At 34.8% G+C, this 24,057-nt stretch carries 20 protein-coding genes and 1 tRNA gene; 18 read left to right on the top strand and 3 right to left on the bottom strand.

Annotated features, from left to right (window positions below; all coding sequences use genetic code 11):
• The first annotated feature begins 86 nt into the window (after positions 1–86).
• The 5 genes from GON26_RS03900 (at position 87) to GON26_RS03920 (ending at position 4,448) form a co-directional block, all read left to right on the top strand.
• On the top strand, positions 87–1,091 hold the full coding sequence (locus GON26_RS03900; RefSeq protein ID WP_160373420.1) for a hypothetical protein: 1,005 nt from the start codon (positions 87–89) through the stop codon (positions 1,089–1,091).
• Positions 1,051–3,411, top strand: a complete 2,361-nt coding sequence (locus GON26_RS03905; RefSeq protein ID WP_160373421.1) for a tetratricopeptide repeat protein — start codon at positions 1,051–1,053, stop codon at positions 3,409–3,411. The genes GON26_RS03900 and GON26_RS03905 overlap by 41 nt, the downstream gene beginning before the upstream one ends.
• Positions 3,412–3,453: 42 nt before the next feature.
• Positions 3,454–3,864 carry a methylmalonyl-CoA epimerase gene (mce, locus tag GON26_RS03910; RefSeq protein WP_160373422.1) on the top strand — a complete coding sequence of 137 codons (411 nt, stop codon included), beginning with the start codon at positions 3,454–3,456 and terminating at the stop codon, positions 3,862–3,864.
• 135 nt (positions 3,865–3,999) lie between these two features.
• Positions 4,000–4,073 (top strand) — tRNA-Ile (locus GON26_RS03915).
• Positions 4,074–4,229: 156 nt separating this feature from the next.
• The gene (locus GON26_RS03920) at positions 4,230–4,448 is read left to right on the top strand and encodes a hypothetical protein (RefSeq protein ID WP_160373423.1); all 219 of its coding nucleotides are present in this window, start codon (positions 4,230–4,232) and stop codon (positions 4,446–4,448) included.
• Between the two features lie 36 nt (positions 4,449–4,484).
• On the opposite strand, the gene GON26_RS03925 is transcribed toward GON26_RS03920, so the two are convergent.
• A complete protein-coding gene (locus tag GON26_RS03925) occupies positions 4,485–5,075 on the bottom strand; it encodes a riboflavin synthase (protein ID WP_160373424.1) in 591 nt (196 codons plus the stop codon).
• Positions 5,076–5,132: 57 nt separating this feature from the next.
• Between GON26_RS03925 and pdxA the strand changes: the two genes are divergently transcribed.
• From pdxA to GON26_RS03980, 11 genes are all read left to right on the top strand, one after another.
• Positions 5,133–6,182, top strand: a complete 1,050-nt coding sequence (gene pdxA, locus GON26_RS03930) for a 4-hydroxythreonine-4-phosphate dehydrogenase PdxA (RefSeq protein ID WP_160373425.1) — start codon at positions 5,133–5,135, stop codon at positions 6,180–6,182.
• 105 nt (positions 6,183–6,287) lie between these two features.
• Positions 6,288–6,833, top strand: a complete 546-nt coding sequence (locus GON26_RS03935) for a YceD family protein (RefSeq protein ID WP_160373426.1) — start codon at positions 6,288–6,290, stop codon at positions 6,831–6,833.
• Positions 6,834–6,842: 9 nt separating this feature from the next.
• The gene (gene rpmF, locus GON26_RS03940; protein WP_007137315.1) at positions 6,843–7,037 is read left to right on the top strand and encodes a 50S ribosomal protein L32; all 195 of its coding nucleotides are present in this window, start codon (positions 6,843–6,845) and stop codon (positions 7,035–7,037) included.
• A 172-nt stretch (positions 7,038–7,209) separates the two neighbouring features.
• Entirely contained in the window at positions 7,210–8,208 is a 999-nt protein-coding gene (locus GON26_RS03945) for a beta-ketoacyl-ACP synthase III (RefSeq protein ID WP_160373427.1), read from the top strand.
• Between the two features lie 23 nt (positions 8,209–8,231).
• A complete protein-coding gene (gene accB / locus GON26_RS03950) occupies positions 8,232–8,720 on the top strand; it encodes an acetyl-CoA carboxylase biotin carboxyl carrier protein (RefSeq protein ID WP_160373428.1) in 489 nt (162 codons plus the stop codon).
• Between the two features lie 104 nt (positions 8,721–8,824).
• On the top strand, positions 8,825–10,171 hold the full coding sequence (gene accC, locus GON26_RS03955) for an acetyl-CoA carboxylase biotin carboxylase subunit (RefSeq protein ID WP_160373429.1): 1,347 nt from the start codon (positions 8,825–8,827) through the stop codon (positions 10,169–10,171).
• A 303-nt stretch (positions 10,172–10,474) separates the two neighbouring features.
• A complete protein-coding gene (locus tag GON26_RS03960; protein WP_160373430.1) occupies positions 10,475–10,771 on the top strand; it encodes a hypothetical protein in 297 nt (98 codons plus the stop codon).
• A gap of 72 nt (positions 10,772–10,843) precedes the next feature.
• Positions 10,844–11,140 (top strand): hypothetical protein, encoded by a 297-nt coding sequence (locus GON26_RS03965; RefSeq protein WP_160373431.1) that lies wholly within the window; start codon positions 10,844–10,846, stop codon positions 11,138–11,140.
• Positions 11,141–11,183: 43 nt separating this feature from the next.
• Entirely contained in the window at positions 11,184–11,483 is a 300-nt protein-coding gene (locus tag GON26_RS03970) for a hypothetical protein (protein ID WP_160373432.1), read from the top strand.
• A gap of 12 nt (positions 11,484–11,495) precedes the next feature.
• Complete coding sequence (locus tag GON26_RS03975) at positions 11,496–11,792, top strand: hypothetical protein (protein WP_160373433.1); 297 nt, start codon at positions 11,496–11,498, stop codon at positions 11,790–11,792.
• 129 nt (positions 11,793–11,921) lie between these two features.
• On the top strand, positions 11,922–13,265 hold the full coding sequence (locus tag GON26_RS03980; RefSeq protein WP_160373434.1) for a sigma-54-dependent transcriptional regulator: 1,344 nt from the start codon (positions 11,922–11,924) through the stop codon (positions 13,263–13,265).
• Here the strand turns inward: GON26_RS03980 and GON26_RS03985 are convergent.
• Together GON26_RS03985 and GON26_RS03990 are read right to left on the bottom strand one after the other, a co-directional pair.
• Positions 13,262–15,703 carry a hybrid sensor histidine kinase/response regulator gene (locus tag GON26_RS03985; RefSeq protein ID WP_160373435.1) on the bottom strand — a complete coding sequence of 814 codons (2,442 nt, stop codon included), beginning with the start codon at positions 15,701–15,703 and terminating at the stop codon, positions 13,262–13,264. The two genes, GON26_RS03980 and GON26_RS03985, sit on opposite strands and share 4 nt — an antisense overlap.
• A gap of 147 nt (positions 15,704–15,850) precedes the next feature.
• Positions 15,851–17,752 carry a S9 family peptidase gene (locus GON26_RS03990; RefSeq protein ID WP_160373436.1) on the bottom strand — a complete coding sequence of 634 codons (1,902 nt, stop codon included), beginning with the start codon at positions 17,750–17,752 and terminating at the stop codon, positions 15,851–15,853.
• Between the two features lie 267 nt (positions 17,753–18,019).
• Here GON26_RS03990 and GON26_RS03995 point away from each other — a divergent pair, with 267 nt between their 5' ends.
• Together GON26_RS03995 and GON26_RS04000 are read left to right on the top strand one after the other, a co-directional pair.
• Positions 18,020–19,132 carry an NAD(P)/FAD-dependent oxidoreductase gene (locus GON26_RS03995; RefSeq protein WP_160373437.1) on the top strand — a complete coding sequence of 371 codons (1,113 nt, stop codon included), beginning with the start codon at positions 18,020–18,022 and terminating at the stop codon, positions 19,130–19,132.
• Between the two features lie 38 nt (positions 19,133–19,170).
• Positions 19,171–24,045: a T9SS-dependent choice-of-anchor J family protein gene (locus GON26_RS04000; protein ID WP_160373438.1), complete on the top strand. Its 4,875-nt coding sequence runs from the start codon at positions 19,171–19,173 to the stop codon at positions 24,043–24,045.
• Positions 24,046–24,057 lie beyond the last annotated feature (12 nt).

The raw sequence follows: 24,057 nt of genomic DNA on the forward strand, positions 1-24,057 counted from the left end.
AAAATTAAAAAAAGAAAAAAGCAATACAAACTTTGAACCCCTTATAATTTCTTACATTTGAAATTCAATTTAATTCACAATTGGTTTTGAAAAAAGGTTTTCTTCTTAGTGTATTCTTCTTCCTATTGACAGCTTGTAATAGAAACGACAAACCCATTATAGCCTTTTATTACTGGAAAACAACATTTAAACTTTCAGAAAAAGAAAAAGTTACCTTAGAAGAAAACAACGTTTCTAAAATCTATATTCGCTATTTCGACATTGATTTGCATCCTAAAACCAAAGTTCCTTTTCCGGTAAGTCCCATTCATTTTAAAGAAAAACCAACAGCATATAACATCGTTCCTGTAGTATATCTTAAAAATCAGGTCTTGCTGCAACCCAACCTCAATATTGACGATTTGGCTCAGAAAACGGTTAATTTTATCAATACGATCAATCAAAAAAACAACCTTAATGGTCAGGAAATTCAAATAGACTGCGACTGGACATTAGCAACCAAGACTATTTATTTAGAATTTATAGAAAAAATAAAAAAGCTTTCTCATAAAAAACTATCTGCCACCATCAGGCTGCATCAGGTAAAATATTTTAAGAAAACCAAAATACCCAATGTCGATTCGGGCGTTTTGATGTATTACAACATCGGAACCATATCGGCTGATTCATCCAATTCTATTTATGAGAAAAAAATTGCCGACCGTTATCTCAAGAGTTTAAAAAAATACCCTCTCCAACTTAATTTTGCATTACCAATTTATTCCTGGGCTGTACATATTAAGAACCAAAAAGTTATAGGATTAAAAAGCAAATTAAATGTTTCCGATTTACAAAAGGACACTAACTTTGTAAAAATAAAAACAAATTATTTCAGGGTAAAACACGCTAATTATAAGGGCGGAACGTTTTATGAAAAAGACGACCTCCTGAAAACAGAAGCCATTACTGCTGCTGATTTAACAGAAATGGCAGAAGACCTGAACGAAAATTCAGCTCAGGCTCCTAAGGAAATTATATTTTACGATTTAGACGAATTCAATTTAAATAACTATGAAAAGAATATTTTTGAACAAGTTGTTTCTTGTTTTTAGTAGCGCATTACTATTTATTTATGGTGTGATTTATGCCTGCGGAGGTGGCTATGACTATGATTTTATAGGATACAATTCGAATTTTACTCCTGAAACTTTTACCGAAGAATCCTATACGCCTTTGTTTTTATCGGGCGACGTTTTTTATGAAATTGGTTTCGTCTCCAATTACAATTCCCGTTTTAATGATAATATTGCCAAAGACTGGAAAGAATACCTTAAACAAAAAGCAGATACTGCCACCATTAACTTTTTTTTACTGGACAAGAGTAAAAAAGAAATTGTGCAGGATGAAAGTTTTGTTTCGAAAAGCGAATTTGACTTAGACCAATTGCATCTTTTTTATACTTCGAAAAAGAAAAATGAAACCTCTGAAAAGTGGTCGAAAAAAATCAATTTGAAAGATAAAGAAATCAAAAACTTTCTGGAATTTATGTATCTGGCCAAAAGAATCGAATCGTCTTCGGTTGGAAATTACGAATACTGGAGCTACGAACCCGCAGAAGCTAACTTGTTTTCAGACTGGAAATGGATTGGTGAAATCGAAAAAAACTATACCGATACAAAAGATAGTTTTTTAAAAAACAGGTACTGGTTCCAAACCATGAAAGCTTATTTTTATAGCGACAACAATAAAAAAGCAATAGACTTCTTTAACAAAACAGAAGCTTCAGTTCCTAAAAACACTTTGTATTATCGCGCCCTTGCTTATGTGGCAGGCGTACAGTATAAAGTAAAAAATTATGCCCAATCGAATTATTTATACGCACAGGTTTTTGACAAATGTCCTCAAATGCGTGTGGTTGCGGCTTATAATTTTCATCCGCAAGAAGAAAAAGACTGGAACGAGTCCTTACAATTAGCCAAAAATAATCAGGAAAAAGCAGCACTTTGGGCCGTTCAGGGTTATTATAAAAATGAAACAGAAGCTATTGAAAAAATATTTGGATTAGACCCAAAAAGCGAGCATCTGAATTATTTACTAACCCGCCTGGTAAACAAACAGGAAGACAAAATTAACAACTCTTTTCAAAAAGACACCGAACCGGATGCTAAAGCAAAAAGCCAGACCGTTGCTGAAAACAAAGCCTATAATAAAAGTAAAGTTGACAAAATCGCCTTTGATTTAGTGACTAAAATTACTGCTTCAGGCAACACCAACAAACCTTATTTATGGGATACCGCTTTAGGATACCTGCAAACTTTAAATGGCGATTTCTCTAAGGCAGAAAACAGTTTCGAAAAAGCAGAAAAAAGCATGCCCAAAACCGAACTGGCCAACAATCAGCTGCGACTGCTTCGTTTTGTAAACAACATGAGCAAAATAACCAAGCTGACAGACAAAAATGTAAACTCAATATTAAAAGATCTTAATTGGCTTTATCAGGAACTTCCTAAAGAATATAGAGGAACCGAGTTTCGCTACCAAAACGCTTCGCAATGGAGCAAAACATATTTATCCCGTTTGTATAAAGAGCAATCAAATCCTGTAATGGCAGAATTATTTGGCGAAACCAATTCGTATTATTGGGGTAATGGCAATTCTTTTTATGATAACGAAAAGAATTTATTGGCTATGAAAACATTTTTGGCAAAGCCAAATAAAACCGAAATCGAACAAACTGGTTTTGGAATTTACGGCCTAAAATTAAAAGACATCAATAATTTTCAGGCTGTAAAAGCGACGTATCAGAATAAAATCTCAGATGCGATAACTTTTATAAAAGAAGCAGATTCGGTACAATACATGAATTTCCTTGGGAATCCTTTCAACGGAAACATCAAAGATTGCCATGATTGCGATCATACTGCTTATCAAAAAAAGAAATATTCACAATTGGATTTCCTGCAAACCATACAACTCATGCAGGACAAAATAGCCAAAAACGAAGACACTTATACCAACAGTTTGCTTTTAGGAAATGCTTTTTACAACATCACGCATTTTGGAAACGGCAGAACCTTTTACGAAATCAATATTGTAGGTTACGGATCAAGCCCTTATTCGTTCAGAGATTCAATGAAAAAAATGATTACCAATTGCAGCCTTCCTAAAATGTACTATCAAAAAGCATTAGAGGCAGCTACAACCAAAGAGCAAAAAGCCAAATGTATTTACCTGTTAGCCAAATGCGAACGAAACGAATATTACAATAAAAAATACAACAGCCTGAATAATTGGTGGGAAGTCGAAGATAACAAAATTAACTTTTTAGCCTGGAGTGGCTTCAAAACCTTAAAAAATGAATATTCAGACACTAAATACTACAAAGAAGTACTTGCTGAGTGTGGTTATTTTAATACCTATGTAAATAAATAAACCACAAATACTTTTTTTTCGTATATTAAACCAATAATTAAGATGTTAAACAAAATTGAACATATCGGGATTGCAGTTGAAAACCTGGAAGAATCAAATATTTTATTTGAAAAACTATTGGGAGTTCCGCCTTATAAATCCGAGAGCGTAGAAAGTGAAGGAGTCGTTACTTCCTTTTTTCAAAACGGACCAAATAAAATTGAACTTTTAATGGCCACAAACCCCGAAAGTCCAATTGCGAAGTTTTTACAGAAAAAAGGACCCGGAATTCATCATATTGCTTTTGACGTTGATGATATTGTTGCTGAATGCGAACGATTGAAAAAAGAAGGTTTTATTTTAATTAATGAAGTGCCAAAAAAGGGCGCCGACAATAAAATAGTAGCTTTTTTACATCCAAAAAACACAAATGGCGTTTTAGTTGAACTCTGCCAGGAAGTAAAACATTTATAGGAACAGTGCGTTAAGATATTGACATTCAACAATATTTTTAAGAACAACTCGTTAAAATTTGAATAAAGCACAAAACAGGTGCATAAATATTTGGAGCGAATTAAAAATAGTGGTAATATTGCAACTTCAAAAACCGGTCCTATAGCTCAGTTGGTTAGAGCACCTGACTCATAATCAGGTGGTCCCTGGTTCGAGCCCAGGTGGGACCACATAAAGCTTCATATTTATTATGAAGCTTTTTTTTGTTTTAAATTAGAATGCGTAAATTTGTAGGATATTGCAATTCAAAATTGTGCTATTTGTGTGAATTAGAGCATTTTCGAACATAAAAAAGCAACCTACTCGCCCCTAAATTGAGTTAAATTATGAGAATTATTTCAAAAAAAATACTAGCACTTACATTGATTTTTTTCAATGTGTTTTTGAGCTTTGCCATGCCACCAGAACCTGGCGACTGCGACGGCCTTCCATGTCAGGGCGACGTACCTATAGATCAAAATATATTTATTTTGACAGCAGCAGGACTACTTTTAGGTGTATATATTGTATATAAAAGTATATCCATAAAAAAAAGCCCTAAGTAAAAACCAGAGCTTTTTTTTATTCAGAAAATTCGAAGCCTATTTATTTATCGAATATAGTCTCGATATGTATTTCCCTACGACATCAAATTCAAGATTGATTATTGTTCCTACTTTAAAGTTTTTGAAGTTAGTATTTTCAAACGTATAAGGTATAATAGACACACTAAACTCGTTTGTTTTAGAGTTTACAACCGTAAGACTCACGCCATTTACCGTAATTGAACCTTTTTCGATGGTAATATTATTCAACGTTTGATCGTATTCAAACGTATAATTCCAGCTACCGTTAGCTTCTTCAATTTTAATACAAGTTCCTGTTTGATCAACATGCCCCTGCACGATGTGTCCGTCAAGTCGGTCTCCCAGCTTCATTCCTCTTTCGAGATTCACAATATCACCAACCTTCCAGTCAGCAATATTAGTTTTTAAAATTGTTTCCTCAATAGCTGTTACGGTATAAAAAGACTCTTTTATCGCAACGACTGTTAAACAGATGCCATTGTGCGAAACACTTTGATCTACCTTTAATTCATTTGTAAAAACTGAATCAACCGTTATGTGAAGATTGTTTTGCTCTTTTTGTATTTCATGAATCCTTCCAAGGGTTTCTATAATTCCTGTAAACATTGTTGTTTTATTTTACTAAATTTGCACATCAAAATTAGTAATAAATAAACTGAGCTCATGAATAAAAAAGCAGAAAATATTATTGTTGGAATTTCAATAGGAGATTTAAACGGTATTGGAAGCGAAGTTATATTGAAAACATTCGAGGATTCCCGAATGTTAGAACTGTGTACGCCGGTTATTTTTGCTAACGCCAAAGTTCTTTCGTTTGTAAAAAAGAGTTTCACATCAACTATACAATTTCATGGTGTCGATAAGCTGGATCAGGTTGTGATAGGAAAAGTTAATGTTTACAATCTCTGGAAAGAAGGTGTTGACATTAATTTAGGTAAAACCGATGAAAAAATCGGCGAATATGCCATCAAATCTTTTACAGCAGCCACCCAAGCCCTGAAAGACGGCTTAATTGATGTTTTGGTTACCGCTCCTATCAACAAATACAACATCCAGTCGGAAGATTTTAAATTTCCCGGGCATACTGATTATTTAGATCAGGAATTGGAAGGAAATTCACTTATGATGATGGTGCAGGATAATTTAAGAGTAGGTTTATTAACAGACCACGTACCTCTTAATGAAGTTTCATCACATTTGACCGAAGAACTAATTACAAGAAAAATAGAAACAATAAGAAAATCTCTAATTCAGGATTTTAGTATTGTAAAACCAAAGATTGCGGTTTTAAGTCTAAATCCGCATGCGGGTGATGGAGGCGTAATTGGCAAAGAAGATGATTTGGTTTTAAAACCAGCTTTGAAGAAAATTTTCGAAAAAGGAACGATGGTTTTTGGTCCATTTCCGGCAGATGGCTTTTTTGGAAGCGGCCAATACGAAAAATATGATGCTATTGTAGCAACATATCACGATCAGGGATTGATTCCTTTTAAGACCTTGTCTTTTGGAAAAGGAGTAAATTATACAGCAGGTTTAAACAAAGTAAGAACCTCACCCGATCACGGCACAGCGTACGATATTGCTGGAAAAGATCTGGCTGATTTTAATTCGTTTAAAGAAGCCGTTTACCTTGCATTGGATATTTTTCGCTCTCGTAATCAGTATGAGGAGATTAGCGAAAAACCACTCAAAATAAAAGAAAAACAGTTATAAACAAAAAAAGGTGAATAAGATTATTAGTTTTATAATAATTTTATATCTTTGCACCCCAATTCAGGTATCTGTTTTTTGATACCCATTGGACAAATTGATGTTGAAATGAGCAAAACAAAAGAATTTTTAATTCCTTTCGTAGGGTTAAAGCTAGGAAAACACCATTTTGAGTATCAAATAAATAACAAGTTCTTTGAGAACTTTGATTATGACGAATTTCAGAGTTCGGATATCAAAGTAAATTTAGTTTTAGAAAAAGGAAGCAATCTATTAGAATTGAATTTCAAACACAAAGGAACCGTAAACGTGCCTTGTGACCTAACCGGCGAAGATTTTGATTTACCTATTAAAGGAAAAATGAAACTAATCGTTCGTTTTGGAGATGAATTCAATAATGACAATGAAGAATTGCTGATTTTACCGCATGGCGAATTCGAATTAGATGTAGCACAATACATTTATGAAATGATTGCACTTTCGGTACCACTAAAACGAGTTCATCCAGGCGTAAAAGACGGAAGTTTGCAAACTCCAGCTCTAACAAAACTGAATGAATTAAAAGTAAAAGAACCAACAAAAGAAGAGAGTAAAAAAGAAGAAGATATTGACCCGCGTTGGGACAAATTAAAGCAACTATTAACGGATAAATAATATAGTAAAATGGCACATCCTAAGAGAAAAATCTCGAAAACAAGAAGAGATAAGAGAAGAACACATTATAAAGCTACTGTAGCTCAAATCGCTACATGTCCTATTACTGGAGAAGCACATTTATACCACAGAGCTTACTGGCATGAAGGTAAAATGTACTACAGAGGGCAAGTTGTTATCGATAAATCTGTAGCGGTTGCTTAATTTGTTTTCGTAAATGATACTGGAACTCTCACATAGTGAGAGTTTTTTTTGTTGGTTATAATTTTCTTTTTTTAAGAAATTATATACAAATTCATTTCGTTTTTTTTTGTAATTTTCAAGTCTTTTAAAAATTTTCCAAATAGTTATATTTGGAACGAAATAATAAAATATAATGAATACAATCACAGCCGCAATTACCGCTGTTGGAGCTTACGTTCCTGACTTTGTACTTTCGAACAAAGTACTGGAAACAATGGTCGAAACCAATGACGAATGGATTACTACTCGTACCGGAATTAAGGAAAGAAGAATTCTTAAAGATGCTGACAAAGGAACCTCGTTTCTTGCTATAAAAGCAGCACAGGATTTAATTCAAAAAGCCAATATTGATCCTTTAGAGATTGATATGATTATAATGGCAACAGCTACAGCAGATATGCCAGTAGCCTCAACAGGAGTTTATGTTGCAACAGAAATTGGCGCTACCAATGCATTTGCTTATGATTTGCAGGCAGCCTGTTCCAGTTTTTTATACGGAATGTCAACAGCTGCAGCTTACATACAATCAGGAAGATATAAAAAAGTACTTTTAATTGGTGCCGATAAAATGTCCTCTATTGTAGATTATACAGACCGTGCAACCTGTATTATTTTTGGTGATGGAGCGGGTGCCGTTTTATTCGAACCTAATTATGAAGGCCTTGGATTACAGGACGAATATTTACGCAGTGATGGCGTCGGACGTGATTTTCTTAAAATTACTGCCGGAGGTTCTCTGGTTCCCACTACAATAGAGACCGTTCAAAACAGACAACACAATATCATACAAGACGGAAAAACCGTTTTTAAATATGCCGTTACCAATATGGCTGATGCCAGCGAATTGATCGTAAAAAGAAACAATCTGACTAACGAAGATGTAAATTGGTTAGTACCTCATCAGGCAAACAAACGTATTATTGATGCTACTGCAAGCAGAATGAATCTTGAGGACTCTAAAGTATTAATGAATATTGAAAAATATGGTAATACAACTTCAGCAACTTTACCATTAGTACTTAACGACTTTGAACACCTATTCAAAAAAGGAGATAATATTATTTTTGCCGCTTTTGGTGGTGGATTCACATGGGGATCTATTTACCTAAAATGGGCTTACGATAAAAAATAAATTAAAACTAAAAACGAATCATTATGGATTTAAAAGAAATTCAAAACCTAATCAAATTTGTAGCAAATTCGGGTGTTGCAGAAGTTAAGTTGGAAATGGATGATGTAAAAATCACCATCAGAACAACTTTAGAAGGAAACGTTACTGAAACTACTTATGTACAACAATTACCTGCTCAGGCAGCATTACCACAGGCAGCTGTGCCTCAACAAGCAGCTCCGGTAGTTGTAAATGTTAACACAGAAGCTCCAGCTGCTGCTGAAGATTCTAAATTCATCACTATAAAATCGCCAATCATTGGTACTTTTTATAGAAAACCATCTCCTGACAAACCTGTTTTCACAGAAGTTGGAAACACAATTGCTAAAGGTGATGTTCTTTGTGTAATCGAAGCAATGAAATTATTCAACGAAATCGAATCAGAAGTGTCAGGTAAAATTGTAAAAATTCTTGTTGACGATATGTCTCCTGTAGAATTTGACCAACCTTTATTTTTAGTTGATCCATCATAAATAAATTTAGATTTTAGATTTTAGATTTTAGATTGATTAGCCACTTTGTTAATCATCTGAAATTATCTAATGATCAAATTGTCTAATTATCTAATTAAAATAAGATGTTTAAAAAAATATTAATTGCGAATAGAGGAGAAATTGCACTTCGTGTAATTCGTACATGTAAGGAAATGGGAATCAAAACTGTAGCAGTTTACTCTACAGCCGATGCAGAAAGTTTACATGTTAAGTTCGCTGACGAAGCGGTTTGTATTGGTCCTCCTCCAAGTAACTTATCGTATTTGAAAATGTCAAATATCATTGCTGCTGCCGAAATTACAAACGCAGACGCGATACACCCGGGTTACGGATTTCTTTCTGAGAATGCTAAATTCTCTAAAATATGTCAGGAACACGGAATCAAATTTATTGGTGCCGCTCCTGAAATGATTGACAGAATGGGAGATAAAGCTTCTGCAAAAGCTACAATGAAAGCTGCAGGAGTTCCGTGTGTACCAGGATCTGACGGATTGTTAGAATCTTTCGAACAAACGCAAAAACTGGCTAAAGAATTTGGCTACCCGGTAATGCTAAAAGCAACTGCTGGTGGTGGTGGAAAAGGAATGCGCGCTGTCTGGAAAGAAGAAGAGCTTTTAAAAGCCTGGGAAAGCGCACGTCAGGAAGCTGCTGCAGCTTTTGGAAATGACGGGATGTACATGGAAAAACTTATCGAAGAACCACGTCATATCGAAATTCAGGTAGTAGGAGATTCTTATGGAAAAGCCTGTCACCTTTCTGAAAGAGACTGTTCTGTACAACGTCGTCACCAAAAACTAACTGAAGAAACCCCTTCCCCTTTCATGACTGATGAATTGCGTACTGCAATGGGAGAAGCTGCTGTAAAAGCTGCTGAATTCATTAAATACGAAGGAGCAGGAACTGTAGAATTTTTGGTGGACAAACACAGAAACTTCTATTTCATGGAAATGAATACCCGTATTCAGGTAGAACATCCAATTACTGAACAAGTAATTGACTACGACTTGATTCGTGAGCAAATTATGGTAGCAGCAGGAATTCCAATTTCAGGAAAAAACTACTTACCACAATTACACGCTATCGAGTGCCGTATTAATGCTGAAGATCCTTATAATGATTTCCGCCCTTCACCAGGAAAAATCACAACCCTTCATATGCCAGGAGGTCACGGAGTACGTTTAGATACTCACGTATATTCTGGTTATAGTATTCCACCAAATTACGATTCGATGATTGCAAAACTTATTACTACGGCGCAAACCCGTGAAGAGGCAATCAGCAAAATGCGCAGAGCATTGGATGAATTTGTTATTGAAGGTGTAAAAACGACAATACCTTTCCACAGACAATTAATGGATGATCCAAGATACATTGCAGGAGATTATACTACTGCTTTTATGGACACCTTTAAAATGAATAGTCCGGAATAATCTTTAAAGCCGTCAAATTTGACGGCTTTTTTATATCCTATACAAATCAACCCGATAGTTTTTAATCTATCGGGTTTTTTATTTTCTATAAAAAAACACTAGTTACACACTATTGTTGTGTATTTTTTACACACTTGCTACTGGCATTACACACTTTTTTTACTTTGGCACGAATGCCTTTTTTTTCATAATTCCTTTAAAAATAAGGATTTACAACAATCAAAAGGTAACGTTGTAGTAACGGCACAGTTATTTCATTATCTAAAGTGTAAACAACTATTAAATAATTTAAATATACACATTATGAAAAATTTATTTCTATCAGCCGCAATCTTATTAGGAAGTTTAACATCTTTTGCTTCAACATCTAATATTTCAAACAACATTGTAAAAACAATTTCTATTCAGGATGAATATACAGAAATTAAAGTAGAAGAGCTGCCAGCTGCAGTTACAGATGCTTTGAAAAAAGCCTATCCTGATGCAGTTCTTACTAAAGCTTATAAAAACGAAAAATCAGAATACAAACTAGACGTTACAGTAGGAGACAAAGTGGGTTCTATTTTTGCTAATGCAGACGGAACCTGGATTAAAAAATAATAATTAGTAGTCCCGTGAAAATTCAAATCAAGAATACTAAGATTAAATTAACAATATTAAAATATCACTATCATGAAAAATTTATTTCTATCAGCCGCAATCGTTTTGGGAGGTTTAACATCATTTGCTTCAACCTCGCCAATTACAAATACAATCGTAAAAACAATCTCGATTCAGGACGAATATACTGAAATCAAACTAGAAGAAGTGCCAACAGCAGTTAGCGATGCTTTGAAAAAAGCCTATCCAGATGCCGTATTGAGCAAAGCATACAAAAATGCAAAATCAGAATACAAACTGGATGTAACTGTAGGAGACAAAGTAGGTTCTCTATTTGCTAACGCAGATGGAACATGGATTAAAAAATAATTGCCTAATTTTATCAGCTAACATTAATTAAAAAAACAATAGTATGAAAAATTTAATCGTAACAGCTGTAATCCTTTTAGGAACTTTATCAATGAATGCAGACACAGCAAGAACTAAAACATCTGATGTAAACATTATAAATGTTCAGGATGATTATAAAGAAATTGCTCTTGATGCACTTCCTGCAGAAGTTCAGGCAACAATCAAAAATTCATTTCCGGGTTCTAAACTTGTAAAAGCTTACGTAAACCCTAAGAAACAATACAAATTAGAACTTCTTACAGGCGAATCTAATCATTATGTTTTTACAGATGAAAAAGGAAACATCGCCAAGAAATATTAATAAACAAAAGTTATGAAAAAGCTAATCTTATCAGCAGTAATTGTATTTGGAAGCATTTCTATTTACGCTACAAATGTTGCCACAACCGAAACTGTAAAAAAAACAGTAATGGTTCAGGATACTTACACAGAAGTTAGTATCGAAAGTGTTCCTCAGGTTGTTACAACGGCATTACAAAATGCTTATCCTGGTGCAAAGCTGGACAAAGCTTTTGTAAACGAGAAAAAAGAATACAAACTCAACATATCAGTTGGTGACCAAAAGGCTACTGTTTACTCAGATGTTAATGGCAACTGGTTGAAAATATAATTAGGTGAAATTAGATTTATGTTTTTGGTAAAAAAGAGATTACTTCCGGTAATCTCTTTTTTTTTGCATAATTTTATGAGAATACAATTTTAATAGTATTATTTTAGCATCAAAGTCCAAAAAATTCAAATGCCTAAGATATTACTGATAGAAGATGATATTTCGTTTTGCAAATTATTAGAAAAATTTCTAATAAAAAAAGCATACGATGTATCGATTGCTTTCTCAGCTGCCGAAGCCCGCGTTGCCATCCAAAAAGAATCATTCGACCTGATTCTGACCGATCTTCGATTACCAGATTCTGACGGCATTAAACTCATGTCTGAAATTAAAGACTCTTATCCAGACATTCCCATCATACTAATGACCGGTTATTCTGACGTCAATACGGCGGTAAAAGCAATTAAGAACGGAGCAGCAGATTATATCTCCAAACCTTTCAATCCTGACGAAGTTTTATTGGTGATTACCAACGCCTTACAATCTTCCGAAACTGAAGTAGAGATTCCCGTCAAAGAAAAAAAGGCAAAATCAAAACAAGCCGAATCTGAAAATGAATTTGTAAAAGGAATTTCGGTCGCTTCAAAAAAACTCTCAGAACACATTCAGCTAGTCAGTCCAACCGATATGTCGGTGTTGATTATTGGCGAAAGCGGAACAGGAAAAGAAATCATTGCCAAAAGTATTCATCAGCAAAGCAACCGCAAAAAAAATACTTTCATTGCAGTTGACTGCGGAGCTATTCCAAAAGAATTAGCCGCAAGCGAATTTTTTGGTCACTTAAAAGGATCTTTCACAGGAGCCATAAGCGACAAAATAGGTTATTTCGAAGCTGCAAATGGCGGAACTCTTTTTTTGGATGAAATTGGTAATCTTTCTTATGAAAATCAAATTCAGCTATTAAGAGCGCTTCAGGAACGCAAGATTAAACCTGTAGGCAGCAATAAAGAAATTAATGTCGATATCCGAATTATAACGGCTACCAACGAAGATTTACGTGAAGCTGTAAAAAATGGAGATTTTCGCGAAGATTTATACCATAGAATCAATGAATTCTCTATCCAGTCACCATCCTTAACCGACAGAGAAGAAGATTTAATGATTTTTGCAGATTATTTTCTGGAAAAAGCCAATCAGCAACTGAACAAAGAAGTCATTGGTTTTTCGCCAGAAGTCGTGGCTCTCTTTCAAAATTACAACTGGCCGGGAAACCTGCGGGAACTTCAAAATTGTGTAAAACGTTCTACACTCTTAACACGGGGAAATTTTATTGAAAGCGATGTTTTGCCTGCAGAGTTTTTTCAAATTCAGAAACAAAACGTAAGCGGTTCTTTTTCCTTATCCGATAACGAAAAAGAAGCGATTATTCACGCTTTGTCCAAAACACAAAACAATAAATCAGAAGCTGCCAAATTGCTCAAGATAACCCGAAAAACACTTTACAACAAACTCAAACAATACAATATAGACTAATTCAGTTCGTGTTGTAAAGCCAGCAAAAGGTCTTCTGTTTTGGCCTTAAAATCTTCAAAAGCCATTTGTAGATCAATATTTACCAAATTATTTTCTTCAAGTCTATTTAATATTTTAGCAATTTCGTTAGCCTGGATTTGTTTGAACATTGGCGTTATGCGATGTGCAATCGAATTTATCTCTTTATTATTCTTCTCGGTGACAGCCTTTTCTAAAAGCGGGAAAATTTCACGGGTATTTTCAATAAAAGATTTTAAAACTTCACGCAAAGCCTCTTCATCATTGCCTAAAAAATCTTTCAAAGTTTCCAGTGAATACAGCTGAACCGGCAAATCAGCAACCGACTCATCCTGACCATGATCCGGAATACTGGTATTGTCTAAAATATGCTGAATGGTTTCCAGCAAAACTTTAGGCGAATAAGGTTTTTTTATAATAGTAGTAAATCCTGCCTGGGTATAAACTGAAAAATCTAAATCTGCACGACCTGTCAAGGCAATAATAGGCTGGTTGGTATAAGTGGTATTGGCATCATTACGCAGGCTATCTGCAAACATAAAGCCATCCATTTCCGGCATTTGAATATCGGTTATAACAAAATCAAATTGAGCGGTTTTCATTACTTTTAAAGCGTCCTTGGCTTTGTTAAAGGATAAAACATGATGCTTTTCCTGTTTCAAAACACTACTGGTCAATCCCAGCAAATTGGGGTCATCATCGACGATTACAAAAGTCTGTTTTTTAGTATTTAACGGTCCTGTTTTCTTTGTTTCCACAACTGAATTTTCACTGCTATCAAACTGTAATGGCAGTTTAACTTCAAAGGTACTCCCCTTTCCAAATGTGCTTTCCAAATTTAATTGTCCGCCCAATATGGCAATTATCTTTTTGCAGATAGCCAATCCTAAACCGGTGCCACCATATTTCTTTTCGATACTTTCATTAGCCTGTGCAAATTCTTCAAAAACCAATTGTTGATTTTCTTCTTTTATCCCAATGCCGGAATCTTCAATTTTAATAACAAAAAAGGGCTCATCGGACAAAGCATATCCATTGATTTTAATAAAACCTTCTTCTGTAAATTTAAAAGCATTACCAATGATGTTACTTAATATTTGTTTCAGTCTGAAAGGATCTCCGATGATTCTTCTATTGAAACTTTCATCAACTGAAATAATCAGTTCAATATTTTTCTGTTTGTAAACTGACTGAATATTATGTGCTACTTCATAAATAGTTTCTGTTAATGAAAAAGGTACTTTTTCGATAGCTATTTTACCTGCTTCAATTTTAGAAAAGTCTAATAAATCCTGCACCAGCTGCGAAATATATTCGGAGGAGTTTTTAATATTTTTAACAAAATACGATTGTTTGGTATTGATTGCAGAATTACCCAAAAGTTCCGTGTATCCTACTATGGTACTCAATGGCGTTTTCAAATCATGGCTGACGGTTGAGATAAGCTGCTCCCTGCTTTTGAGTAAGTTTTGCGTTTTATAATTGGCAATCTCCAACTGTTTTTTATAGAGCTGCGTTTTCGAATAATCACTAACAATTAATATCGAGAAAAAAACCGTTAGCAATAAACCAATAATAGCCGATGCCGTCACAATTTCATTTACCCTTTTAAGCGATTTATCTTTTAAGGCATTGTTTTTAATGGTGTTGATAATGATTTCTCTTTCGATGATACGAAGCACTTTTCGAAGTTGTTCAGAAATTGCTATTTCGTTTTTAAGCAATTTATTTTCTTCAAAATTTAAAGATTCCTTTTTCTTTTCGGTTTCTCTTTTTACCGTACTTAACAGTTTTTTTGAAGTGGATAAAATCGAATCCGAAGCTTTTTTACTCAGTGTATTGGTACTGTCATCGGGAATATTTTGGTTTAGATAATCTACATATCTCTGGAGTACAGAACGCTGATATCCTCCCAAATCATTTGGTTTTTTAGTGAAGTCACTCAGTTCCAGTTTACGTAATTTGAATTCTAATTTGGTAATTTCATCAATAGCGTTATTGACAGAAACCTCATCATTCGCCTTATTTTTTATCGTTTTTAGTTTTCTGATGTTCTCCGTTTTTTCAGAAAGAAAATAGGTAACACTGTCCAACAATGTTTTTTGATATTGGGTAGTTACTAACTGTTTCAGTGTATCAATTCTTGATTTTAAAGAATCCTGCTCTACTATATAACTCTTAAAATCTGTTTCAGAATTGGTCTGTATTGTTTTTCGGGCTAAACTTTCCGTTTTATAAACATTCGAAAACAATTTGCTTATTTTTAAAATCTTTGTTTTTTCAAAGGCAATTTTACTTTCAAGCTGAGAATAAACCACATTTTCTGAATACAAAAACCAGCCAACACTTACCACTAAAGCAGCCAAAGCCACGTAACTAAAAAGTACTTTTATCGGAGTATAGCTGTTTTTGCTTTGCATAGAAAGTTGGTATTTAGGCTTAAATTTTTAGAAAGTGAATGTACTACAAATTACCAAAATTTTTCTGGTTACAAAAGCTAAATATATTATAAAAAAAAGCCGCTGAACAAAGTCAGCGGCTATTCTTACAATATAATTACCTGTCTGTTAAAGTGTTTCTCCTAACCATTTGAAAAATTCACTTTGCCACACCTGAGCGTTCTGCGGATGCAAAACCCAGTGATTTTCATCCGGAAAATACAACAATCGGCTTTTGATTCCTCTTAATTGCGCCGCCTGAAAAGCTTCCTGACTTTGTCCAATTGGCACACGAAAATCTTTTCCTCCCTGAATAATCAAAATTGGTTTATTCCAGTTTCCAACCAGACTTGCCGGGTTAAAAGTCGTATAGGCTTTTTGCGCTACGGCATTGTCTTTTTCCCAATAAGCACCACCAAAATCCCAGTTGTTAAAGAAAACTTCTTCGGTTGTTCCAAACATACTTTGTGTATTGAATACGCCATCATGTGCAATAAAAGTCTTGAAACGGTTTTTATGAATTCCGGCTAAATAAAACACCGAATATCCTCCGTAACTTGCTCCCACACAACCCAAACGGGCGTTATCAACATAGTTTTCTTTGGCAACAGCATCAATGGCAGAAAGATAATCGTCCATAACCTGTCCGCCCCAGTCTTTACTAATTTGCTCGTTCCACTCTACTCCGTGTCCTGGCATCCCGCGACGATTTGGCGCTACAACTACATAGCCTTTTGCAGCCATTAACTGAAAATTCCAACGGAAAGAATACGATTGTGTCAATGGCGCTTGAGGCCCTCCCTGACAAAATAATAAAGTTGGATATTTTTTAGACGCATCAAAATTTGGAGGCAAAATTACCCAAACCAGCATTTTTTTACCGTCTGTTGTGGTAACATAACGTTTTTCGGTTTTGCTTAACGCTATTGTTTTGTAGGTTTCCGTATTGATGTTTGATAATTGTTTCCAGCTGTTTTTCTTCAGATTAAAAGAAAAAATCTCCGAAGCATGATTCATATCAGAACGGGTTACAAGAATTTCATCACCTGCAAAACCAATTAAATCATTCACATCAAAATCACCATTGGTCAATTGACGCACCTGAATGGCAATTCGGGTCAGTCCAGGAAAATTAACTGTAAAAAGTTGTTTTGTTCCGTCGATTGGCGCTACAAAAAATACATTTTTACCGTCTTTACTCCAGATAAAACTTTCTACAGTTCCATCCCAATTCGCTGTTAAGTTGGTTTTGATCCCTTTAAAATCAACAATAATATCATTTTTATCCGATTCATAACCGTCACGTTTCATTTGCAGCCAGCTCAGATTTCCAGTAGGAGAAAATTGCGGAGCCGTATCGTATCCTAAATTATCTTCGGTTCTGTTGATGGTTTTTTGAGTTTCTAAATTATACTCGTAAATATTGGTGTTGGTCGAAATTGCATAAGCTGTTCCCGCTTTTTTCTTGCACACATACAAGATGTTTTTTCCGTCCGGAGACCAGATATAATCTTCGTCTCCGCCAAAAGGTTTTTGTGGCGAATCGAAATTTTCTCCCTTTAAAATATCAATTCCAGCTGCACCTTCTTTATTCTCTTTATAAAAAACGTGGTTAAATTTCCCTTCATTCCAGGTATCCCAATGACGATAATCCAAACCGTCATAAATCTGAACGTCTGATTTGTCAAGATTCGGATAAAAATCTTTTCCTAAAACTTTTTCCAGTTTTACCTCTTCATTATAAACTAAAAATTTTCCGTCAGGCGAAATGTTTTTATCGGCCAAAACTTCTTTTGTGTCTTTGATTTCAGTTGCAGTTCCGCCATTAACAGGCAAAACATACACTTTCGAACTCGATTTATTTTCTTCAACCGAAGGCGTTGAAACCTTAAAAACAACATTTTTTCCATCTTTCGAAAGTCCAAGTGGTGTTACTCTTCCTAATTTCCACAACAATTCCGGCGACATTACATTCTGCCCTACAGCGCTTAAACTCATCATTATTAAGGTTGTAAATAATACTTTTTTCATAATAAAAATTCTAATTTTCTCAGTGCTAAAAGTACAACTTTTAAATTCCAATTTAGAAATTCCAAATCCCAAAATTTAATTTGAAATTCCAAATTCCATTAGAAAAGATTATTATTTAGTTCATTTTTGGAATTTGGAATTTCTTTATTGGCATTTGAATTTTCTGAGTTGGAATTCGGAATTTAAAAAATTGGGATTTCCTTTTTTTTGTAATTTATATTCCTACAGAATTCAAAAAAAAATGTACTTTTAACAAAATTTTCAAACATGGAGTTAAGTTATTGGGAACTAAAAAACTGGTTCACAAATATCGATTATACCATCGTAGGAAGTGGTATAGTTGGTTTGCACACAGCTTTACGCTTACGCGAAAGATTCCCAACCGCAAAAATTCTCGTGTTAGAAAAAGGCATGTTGCCGCAGGGTGCCAGTACTAAAAATGCCGGTTTTGCCTGTTTCGGAAGTCTTTCAGAAATTATTGATGATTTAATAACACACACTGAAGATGATGTGGTCAGGCTGATTGAGAAACGCTGGCAGGGTTTGCAATTACTTCGAAAAAGACTGGGTGATACCGCAATAGATTTCAAACCTTATGGTGGTTATGAACTTTTTCTTAAAGAAGATGAAAGCAGTTTTAGCGAATGTATTTCGAAATTACCTTTTGTCAATGAAATTCTAAAACCTCTTTTTAAAGCCGATGTTTTCTCTAAAGAAGTTGATCGTTTTGGTTTCGAAAATACCAACGAATACTTAATTTTCAATCCGTTTGAAGCTCAGATTGATACCGGAAATATGATGCAGGAATTGCTCAGGCAAGCTGTTGCCGCTAATATTTTAATTCTGAATCAGCAAACCGTAACTTCTTATACCGATGCGGGAAATCATGTAGAAATTGTACTGAATGATTTTAGCTTCACTTCAAAAAAAATACTTTTTGCCACCAATGGTTTTGCCAACAGCTTAACCAATGGCGCTGTAAAACCAGCCAGAGCACAGGTTTTAATTACAGAACCCATCCCGAACTTAGACATCAAAGGCACTTTTCATCTGGATAAAGGGTATTATTATTTCAGGAATATTGGCGATAGAATTCTATTGGGAGGCGGACGAAATTTAGATTTTGAGACCGAAACCACCACCGAATTTGGTCAGACCGAAATTGTACAAAACAAACTGGAAAGTTTACTTAGAGAAGTCATTTTACCCAACCATAATTTCCAAATTGCCCACCGCTGGAGCGGTATAATGGGTGTAGGAAACAGCAAGAATCCTGTAGTTACACAACTTTCTGAAAATGTATGCTGCGGAGTACGTTTAGGCGGAATGGGAGTCGCCATAGGCAGTTTAATAGGAACCGAATTAGCCGATTTAATATAAAAAAACAAAACCAACGAACCATAACAAGCCCCCCAAACATGCAAAAAACTACTTTAGTAATTCTTTTTTCTTTATTTAGTTTATTTTTTTCACAAGCCAATCCCAAACCTACATTCAAATCTTTTGACATTAATTTTGATGTTACCGTTTCTTTAATCGGGGAAGTTATGGTCGAATACCATGATTACAATCCGTTAGTAACGTACGACTGGCAATTTGAATATGGTCCTGTAGGCTTTCTGCCGGGAACAGGAACCTCTCAAACAATTTCAGGAATCGACTTTTACAGATTCAACATCGACCCCTTAAAAAAATACGAGTTCAGGGTAAGAGAAAGACATTTAGACGGTGTCAACCTGGTATGGGGTGCCTGGTCGCAAACCAAGACTGTATTTGCCACCAGCGACAAAGTGTATTCTGTGGGTTATACAACCGATTTTAATAATCAAAAAGAAAGTGAATTAGAATGGAGAGGATATGTATATAACAATAGATATGCTTTTGTAGGCATTTCAACAGGAGAAAATCATAGCGATTCGGACGAGAAAGGTTCTTCGGGAGAAATGTCCAATACTAATTATGACGATAATGGCCATGTTGCTTTTATCTCCCCTAAATTTAATGATTTAGCCACAGACCGTAAGATAAAATTCTGGCTTACCAACTTTTATACCGATGAAGAATTGTTGGTAGGTACGATGAGTGATCCAAGTGATTTGAATACTTTTCATTTGCTTTCAGAAGTTACTTATAAAAGCGGCGCAGACTGGAACCTAGAAACGGTTTATTTTAATAATTATAACGGAACAGATGAGTATGTCGTGTTTCTTTATAAACCAAAATATTCCGGAGTTAATAGTTACATCAATATTGATGATTTTAGCTATGAAACGGCTTCGAACTGCTTTAATCTGACTGATTTTAAAATTAGTGATATTAAGGAAAACTCAGCTCAGATAAGTTTTGTGGGACTTAATCAGGATAATTTTCAGGTAAGCTTAACGAATGTTACCAAACGTACTACACAGGTTTTTAATACAACAAGCAGTCCTTTTGATTTAACTAATTTATCCGGAAATACTGATTACGAAGTAAAAGTAAGAGCCAACTGTATCGATGATTTGTTTTCGAACTGGACTACTCCTATTCAATTCAAAACTCCTTGTATTACCGTTACTGACGGATATTCAAATTCTTTTGAAGGCGCTGATTATTTCGACCTTTGCTGGAATACAATTGCAACTGGTGCCGTTGTAAGTAAAGATTCTGAAGATTTGCCGTGGTTTAATGAACCTTTGCCTAAAACCGGAACCAAGAAAATCGTGATGCGAACGCATAGTGCATCTTCAACTCAAAAAGCCTTTCTTATAACACCTTATGTTACAGATCTGGATGCGGATAAAAGAATTAAATTCAGCCTCCTTGCGTATGATACTTATGATGGTTACAATACCAACTCTTTGACTATTGGTACTATGTCTGACCCGGCGGACGCGTCAACTTTCATTGCGCTAAAAACCATTTCACCTACTGAAATGAATGAAATTGACAATCCATACAAATCAAATCTTTGGAAAGAACATACTGTTTATTTAGACAATTATCAAAAAAGCAATAACCATCAATATATTGCTATTAAACAAAATAGCGAAGGCACCGGTACTTTCTGTATAGACGATTTTAGCTATGATACAGCACCGGCCTGTTTAGAACCTTTAAATCCAAAAACCATAGATTTCGAATACGATTCGGCTACGGTTACCTGGGAAAATTACAAACCAGCTTCTGAATGGCAGATCGAATACGGTCCAAAAGGATTTGCTCACGGTTCGGGAACTATCGTAAATGCTACAGCATCGCCTTTTAAAATAACCGAATCAGTCTCTGACGATACCGAATATGATTTTTATGTACGTGCCAAATGCGGCAGCGATTATAGTAACTGGTCTGACAAAGGTTATTTCAGAACCAAATGTTTAGGTTTAACTGCAGGTTATAACGAAGATTTTGAAACTGCCGAATTTGAAAAACAAGGCTGCTGGACCAGAGTTACACCTTATGTGTACCAAAGATACTGGACAAAAGATCGTTTTATAAAAGTTAATATTCAGAAAGCAGGCGGAACCGGAGCAAAAAGCGGTTTACGTTCGATGATATTATCCAATACATTAGATGCTCCTTTTCCTGCAGGTACCGGACAAAAAGCAGACAGAGTGGTTCTGGTATCGCCAAGACTGAAAGATTTTGATCATTACAAAAAAATCAATTTCTGGATGGTGAGCCCTAAAGAAACCTACAATCAGGATGTCGAACTTATAATAGGAACGCTTTCTGATCCTGAAGATTACAGCACTTTTACGCCTTATACCACTATTAAAATTCCGGTTGAGAATTTAGCGACATGGCTGAATTATGAAGTTGATTTTTCTAATTATTACGGAACAGATAAGTTTATCGGTTTCAAACATGCTGTAAAGAATTATAATCTAAGACGATTTGTAATAGATGATTTTAGTTATTTAGAAAATGACTGTCCAAAACCAAGTAATTTGGGAGCAAGACAATCTGGTACTAACAGTGTAACTTTAGACTGGAAAGACAATAACAGCAAAAAACAATCAGACAGCTGGGATATTGAATACGGACCAAAAGGTTTTACTGAAGGTACCGGAACAATAATCAATGTAAAAACAAACCCTTATACTCTGGAAGGAATAGATTCAAATACGTTCGAGTACAGAGTGAGAACGTATTGCGAGGTGAATATGCCAAGTCAATGGAGTGACCCTTATACCTTTAAAACAACGTGTACAAAAACAGCACCTTTTGCAGAAGATTTTGATCAGTATCCAACCAATGTCATGGTCATACCTTATTTTTGCTGGACGACCAATATTTATCAGTATTCAAGAGTCTATGAACATAATCTGATTAATGTTACCAGTGCTCCAAATGTTTTTTCATTACAATCTGATGATAAAACAAAAGGAATTTTAATCTCGCCTTACCTGGCCGATTTTGACAGCAACAAAAAAGTGAAATTCTGGCTTAATGTTGGCGGAATTGATTTGTTTGCCAAAAACAGTACGCTTATCATCGGAACAATCAAAAACCCATCAGACATCAGTACTTTTGAGCCTTATCAGTCTATTTCGCTTGACGAACTTAGAGAGTATCCTAAATATGGAAAAGAAATTAATGTTGATTTTGCTAATTACACAGGCGACAACAAACAAATTGCTTTTATCTATGAGTCAGATCCTAAAGTTTCTATTGGCGGTACTCATTTCGTTTTAATAGATAATATCCATTATGATCAGACTCTGCCTTGTTACGAACCATTAGATATTGTTTTTTCTAATGTTAATAATAATTCGGCCACTATAAAATGGACTTCGAACAATTCGTCTCCACAAAATGTTCAGATAGAATATGGTCTTTCAGGATTTACCAGAGGTTCCGGAACTATTTTAAACACAGATAAAAATGAAATCGCTGTTACCGGTCTACAAACAGGAAGTGCGTATGAATTTTATTTTAAAACCACTTGTGATGCTGGAAATTCAATTGAAGCCGGACCTAAAAAAATAGATACGACCTGCGATTTATACGCATTGCCATGGTCAGAAAACTTTAACAGTCTTAGCGCTTACGGAAAAAATGCGCTTCCAGATTGTTTCAAGTTGTTATCGGGTAGTTTTATAATGCAGGACAAGCCATTAGAGCCTACTAGTAATTACAATTACGACACTGTAAAAGGGTATGACGATAATACTTTTATGCAGTTTAAAGACGAATTCTCAACAGAGATATTCTCTCCAATGTTTCATTTGAATGCCGGAACAACCTATAAATTTAGCTTAAAAGGAAGAAAAGCATACGAATACGTTACGCAGTCTGTTGCCATAACAGCAGGTATGGGACAAAACGATTACAACATGCAATACAGATTAAGTGGTTCAGGTACTCTTTCAGAATACAATTATACGGAGCTTACCTATTATATAACTCCTGTTACTACTGGTGATTACAGTCTTTTTATGGATTTCTACAATTATGGAGGAGCCCGTATGATTGCTGATAATTTTGAATTTAAAGAAGGTTACGCCAGTTCTTTAAAAGGAGATGGATCAACATTAAAATATGATTTCCAGACGCCTCTTACCGGTGAAATAGTTTTTGAAGGTTCTACTTATAATAGTAGTTCGGTTGCTGAAGATCCTGAAGATGCAAACAACAAAGTAGTCAGAATGCAAGGAAATGCGTATAACGATGAATGGAAAATAACTTCGAATACCGACAAGAAAACTAATTCGAGCTCAGCATCAGAGCTTATTTGGGAGAAAAATCAAAACAGCATTACCAAAATTAACATGAAAGTTGATGCTAAAAATGCCACTGCTTTATTCATGCGTTTCGATTTGAAACAAACTTTTGTAGCCTCAGCTAATGAATCAATGTTTAGAGTTGTGGTAAACGGAAATGTTTTAGGTGATGTAATTCAGCCTTCTTCCAACAATGGAGATGCGTATCAGAATTATGTTTTTGACCTGACTCCTTATGTTGGATCTGATATTAGAATCTCATTACAGCACCTTGGAAAATCTCAAACGGGAGACAATGCCTTTTTGGATAATCTGACCTTTAATAACGAGGCAACTTTGGCAGTTACAGAAAATAACTACACTGCTTTTAAATTTTATCCAAATCCTGTAGAAAATATTTTAAATATAGAAAGTAATTCAATAATTTCGAATATCAAAGTATATAACATAAATGGACAATTGCTTTCATCAACAAAACATTTAGATTCAAAAGTAAATTTGGACTTTAAAAAATATCCGGCAGGCGTTTATTTAATTAATATGACGTCAGAGGAAAGAGTGGAAACCTTTAAAATCATCAAGAAATAAATGTATTGCTGA

The sequence above is a fragment of the Flavobacterium hydrocarbonoxydans genome (assembly GCF_009789235.1).
In the GTDB taxonomy this organism is placed as follows: Bacteria; Bacteroidota; Bacteroidia; order Flavobacteriales; family Flavobacteriaceae; genus Flavobacterium; species Flavobacterium hydrocarbonoxydans.